Raw genomic sequence first — 5,353 nt, forward strand, 5'->3', positions numbered from 1 at the left:
GAATAATGATGGCGAATGGTGTAATCGACTAATAATTTAAGGTTGTCGATATCACCATGAGAATTAAATAGCTCGTAATTACCAATTCTAAGGAATGAGGGGGCAACCCGACAAACGATCGCACCTGGTTCAGTTTGCGGTCGACCATCGTAAAACATATCCCGGATCACACCTTCACCGGTGGTCACTAGACTCAAAGCACGGGTTGTGGGGATGCCCAGATGAAACATGGCTTCACTGCAGAGAAATTCACGCACCGAAGATCGTAATACCGCTAATCCATCAGCCGAACGGGAGTAGGGGGTTTCGCCCGCACCTTTGAGCTGCAACATTTGCAGTTGGCCGTGAATATCCTGAACTTCACCGAGATTGATGGCCCGGCCATCGCCCAGTTGTCCGGCCCAGTTGCCAAACTGATGTCCGCCGTAACACATAGCATGAGGCTGCATGCCTTCAAGCAGCTCATTACCGGCAAACACATTAGCAAACTGCAGGCTTTCACAATCCACTGGTCTGATGCCTAAGTCGGTGGCTAAATCCATGGAATAAGCGACCAGTTCAGGCTCGGCAACAGGCGTAGGGTTCACAAAGGTATAACAGGCACCCAGCACCTGACGGCGAACGTTTTCAGTATCCGGATCGGCGGGGAGCTCCCTTACAAAACGGTTATCGAACTGCAGCCGCGTCATTGGGGTGGTGGTAGCGTCGTTGGGATTAAATTCTTGTGTAGTCATAGTCTCTATTACAACAGATAGCAGCCGGTGAAAACACCGGCTTATTATGTTGATATTGACAGACTAACTGAGGCGTAAAGTTCCTGGAAAGAACTCAGGACTTTAACCAAGCGCGTTACGTTGTTGTTGCAACTGACCTAATGACTGTTCGAGTTCAGCCAGTTTTTCACGCTCTTTGGCAACAACATCTGCAGGCGCTTTGGCAACATAGTTTTCATTGCTCAGCTTGCCAGCGGATTGTTTGATAATTTTATCCAGCTTACTGATTTCTTTATCCAGACGCGCAATCTCGGCTTCTTTGTCGATCAAGCCTTCGAGGGGGATCAAAATTTCCATTTTTCCAACCAGCGCGGTGGCTGCCGCAGGTGCTTCACCTTTGAGCAATTCAACCGATTCCAGATTGGCCAGACGGCTGATAAAGTCGTGGTTTTGTTGCAAACGTTGTTCATCGATCGCAGCAGCATCTTTAAGCAGCACAGGTAATTGTTTTTTCGGTGCGATATTCATTTGTGAACGAATAGAACGAATGCCATTAATAAATTGCATCACCCATTCCATATCCGCTACGGCAGCGCTGTCAATTTTGCTTTCGTCAGCGATAGGATAGGCCTCACGCATAATGGTTGAGCCTGTTTTACCGGCTAACGGGGCGATGGTGTGCCAGATTTCTTCGGTAATAAACGGCATAAACGGATGCGCTAAACGCAGTGTGGCTTCCAACACCCGAACCAGGGTGCGGCGGGTACCACGTTTGGCGGCGTCACTGGCTGCATCGTTATTTAAGACCGGTTTGGACAGTTCCAGATACCAGTCACAATAGTTGTTCCAGATAAACTCATAAATTGCCTGCGCCGCCAAATCAAAGCGGTAGCTGTCGATGGCACGGGTAACATCCTGTTCAGTCTGTTGCAATAACGAAATGATCCAGCGATCAGCCAGGCTTAACTCAACGTCAGCGTTATCAATACCCGTATCTTGGTCTTCGGCATTCATTAATACGTAACGCGCAGCATTCCATAGTTTGTTACAGAAGTTGCGATAACCGGCAATACGGTTCATATCAAAATTGATATCACGTCCGGTGGTGGCTAAAGAGGCAAAAGTGAAACGCAACGCATCGGTTCCATGCGGTGCAATCCCTTCCGGAAATTCCTTGCGGGTAGCTTTTTCAATTTTGGCAGCCAGTTGCGGCTGCATCATGCCACTGGTACGTTTGGCAACCAGTGATTCCAGATCAATACCATCAATAATGTCGATGGGATCCAAAACATTACCTTTGGATTTCGACATTTTCTGGCCATGCGAATCACGGACCAGACCATGGATATACACTTCCTTGAATGGCACCTCATCCATAAACTTAATACCCATCATCATCATTCTGGCAACCCAGAAGAAGATAATGTCAAAACCGGTGACCAATACACTGGTCGGATACCAGGTTTTCAATGCGGCATCATCAGCCGGCCAACCCAAAGTGGAGAAGGGCCATAAAGCAGAAGAGAACCAGGTATCTAAAACATCTTCATCCTGTCTCAGACTGATAGTGTCAGCCAACCGGTGTTTTTTACGGACATCGGCTTCATCCTTTCCAACATAGATATTGCCCTGTTCGTCATACCAGGCCGGGATGCGGTGGCCCCACCAGATTTGCCGTGAAATACACCAGTCCTGAATGCCATCCATCCAGTTATAAAAGGTTTTATCCCAGTTGGCCGGGACAAATTTGATTTTGCCTGACTGTACCGCTTCAACTGCGGGTGCTGCGAGTACATCCGCTTTGACATACCATTGATCGGTCAATAATGGTTCGATGACGGCATTTGAACGATCGCCACGCGGCACCATCAGTTTGTGATCCTGGATGGTTTCCAGTAATCCTAAAGCCTCGAAATCGGCAACGATTTGTTTGCGGGCTGCATAGCGATCCAGACCACGATATTTTTCCGGCGCATTGTCATTAATGGCGGCATCAATCGTCAGAATATTAATTTGTTCCAGATTATGACGGTGACCAACTTCAGCATCGTTGAAATCATGCGCCGGGGTGATTTTAACGCAGCCACTACCAAATTCCGGATCAACATCCTCATCACCGATGATTGGAATTTCACGTCCTACCAAAGGTAGCGTGATGGTTTTGCCAATCAGCTGTTTATAACGCTCGTCTTCCGGATGTACCGCAACGGCCGTATCACCCAGCATGGTTTCAGGACGGGTCGTGGCGACCACCAGATGACCACTTCCATCGGTGAGTGGATAACGGAAATGCCATAAATGGCCAGCTTCTTCTTCGGATAATACTTCGAGATCGGATACGGCAGTATGCAGAACCGGATCCCAGTTCACCAGCCGTTTGCCACGGTAAATCAAACCTTCTTCATGCAGTTTGATGAACACATGTTTCACGGCTTCGGACAGATTGTCATCCATGGTGAAACGATCACGAGACCAGTCCAGAGAGGATCCAAGACGACGTAACTGACGGGTAATATTGCCACCGGATTCGCCTTTCCAATCCCAGACCCGCTCAATAAACGCCTCACGCCCTAAATCATGTCGCGTTTTGCCTTCGGCATTGAGCTGACGTTCTACCACCATCTGTGTGGCGATACCGGCATGATCGGTGCCCGGCTGCCACAATGTGTTATCACCTTTCATCCGGTGGTAACGGGTGAGCAAATCCATAATGGTGTTATTAAACCCATGACCCATATGCAAACTGCCGGTGACATTGGGCGGAGGCAACATAATGGCGTAGGGCGTGCCTTCACCAGAAGGTTTAAATTCGCCGTTTTGTTCCCACTGTTGATACCAGCGTTGTTCAATTGCATCGGGATTATAGGTTTTGTCCATGCGTCTCTGCGTTTGTCTGTTCGGAAAAAGAAAAGCGGGCATTATACCCGCTTAATGTGTGCCCGGTCATGAGTGAGCCGGATTGCGTTAATTGTTTATCTGATGCGTATCGAGATGATAACCACGATCTTTGTAAAACTGATAACGGACGCGGCCCTGTTTTTTGATTTCTTCATCACCATCAATAATTTCCGCCAGTCGTTCAAACTGACTGAAAAATAATGGCTGAACCGGATTTAAATTAATTAACACATCCATCAGTTTAGGTGGAGCCGTATTTTGATGACTGATCAAAACCGGTGCTTCTATTTCACTATCAGCGGCTAATATTTGATGGGGTACAAAACTGTCAGGCCGAAAAGCCCATAAGGCTCTATTCATGGCTTCACTCTGATTCTGATCTTCAGTATGGATAAACACCTGATGACCTTGTTGATAGGCTTTTTCCGCCAACCGGCAGGCAAATTGCTGCCGGTCAAGCGGATCGGTTGTGCCTAAAATGTAAAAACTGACTTTAGTCATGAATGTGCTATCAGTCTTCCAGACGATTCAGAATATATTGCATCAATAAAGGTACAGGACGTCCTGTGGCACCTTTTTCTTTGCCGCCATTCCATGCCGTACCGGCGATATCCAGATGCGCCCATTTGAATTTTTCAGTAAAGCGAGACAGGAAACATGCGGCTGTGACACTGCCAGCTTCTTTACCACCGACATTAGCGATATCGGCAAAGTTACTATCCAGTTGTTTCTGATAGTCATCCCACAACGGCAATTGCCATGCACGATCAAAACTATCGTTACCGGCTTTGAGCAGGTCATCTGCCAGCTCCTGGTTGTTAGCCATCAAACCGGAAGCGTTACTGCCCAATGCAACAATAATCGCACCGGTCAAGGTAGCGATATCAATGACGGTATCGGGCTCAAAACGTTCGCTATAGGTCAGCGCGTCACATAACAGTAAACGACCTTCGGCATCAGTATTTAATATTTCAATGGTTTGACCGGACATGCTGGTCACCACATCACCGGGCTTGTTGGCATCACCATCCGGCAGATTTTCAGAGCTTGGAATGACCCCGATGACATTGATTGGCAACTGCAATTCGGCAACAGCTTGAATGGTGCCTAATACGCTGGCCGAACCGCACATATCGTATTTCATTTCATCCATGCCGGGAGCGGGTTTAAGCGAAATACCGCCCGCATCAAAAGTTAAACCTTTACCCACCAAAACGATGGGTTTGCTGTTACCGCCACCACCGTAATTCAGGGTGATCAGTTTTGCAGGCTCTCGGCTACCGCGTGAGACAGATAAGAATGAACCCATGCCTAATTCGGCGATATCACTTTCTTCCAGTACATCAACCACCAGATTGTCTAAATCTTTCCCCAGCTTTATTGCTTGTTCTGCGAGATAGGTTGGTGTGCAGATATTGCCCGGCAAGTTACCGAGTTCACGCGCCAGATTCATGCCTTTGCCAATAGCTGCACCGGTTTTACAAGCTTTCTCCAATGCGTCAATATCGGCTTCAGTAGCCATAAATCCCAGTTTGGCCAGCGGTTTATCTACCGGTTTGAACTGACTTTTGGTTTGGCTGTAACGATATAAAGCAGCTTCCGTATTGATAATGGTTTGACGGATTTTCCAGGCAGTACTGCGATCTTTGACTGGCGTTTCAGCCAGACAACTGACGGCTTGTGTGGCAGCACTGTCATTTAACCATTTAGCCATTGTAATGCAGGCTGTGTTGAAGTCATTT

General features: G+C 47.7%; 4 protein-coding genes. All 4 read right to left on the bottom strand.

What is annotated here, in order from left to right:
- Nucleotides 1-734 (bottom strand): protein adenylyltransferase SelO family protein (locus B3O33_RS03205; protein ID WP_292362909.1); only part of this gene is annotated, 734 nt, incomplete at its 3' end.
- 102 nt (nt 735-836) lie between these two features.
- Nucleotides 837-3,590, bottom strand: coding sequence for a valine--tRNA ligase (locus B3O33_RS03210; RefSeq protein WP_292362910.1), 2,754 nt, complete (start codon nt 3,588-3,590; stop codon nt 837-839).
- 87 nt (nt 3,591-3,677) lie between these two features.
- Nucleotides 3,678-4,112 (bottom strand): DNA polymerase III subunit chi, encoded by a 435-nt coding sequence (locus B3O33_RS03215; RefSeq protein ID WP_292358915.1) that lies wholly within the window; start codon nt 4,110-4,112, stop codon nt 3,678-3,680.
- Between the two features lie 10 nt (nt 4,113-4,122).
- The coding region (locus tag B3O33_RS03220; protein ID WP_292362911.1) for a leucyl aminopeptidase at nt 4,123-5,353 on the bottom strand (1,231 nt) is incomplete at its 5' end.

The sequence above is a fragment of the Methylophaga sp. UBA1464 genome (genome assembly GCF_002325665.1).
Lineage (GTDB): Bacteria > Pseudomonadota > Gammaproteobacteria > Nitrosococcales > Methylophagaceae > Methylophaga.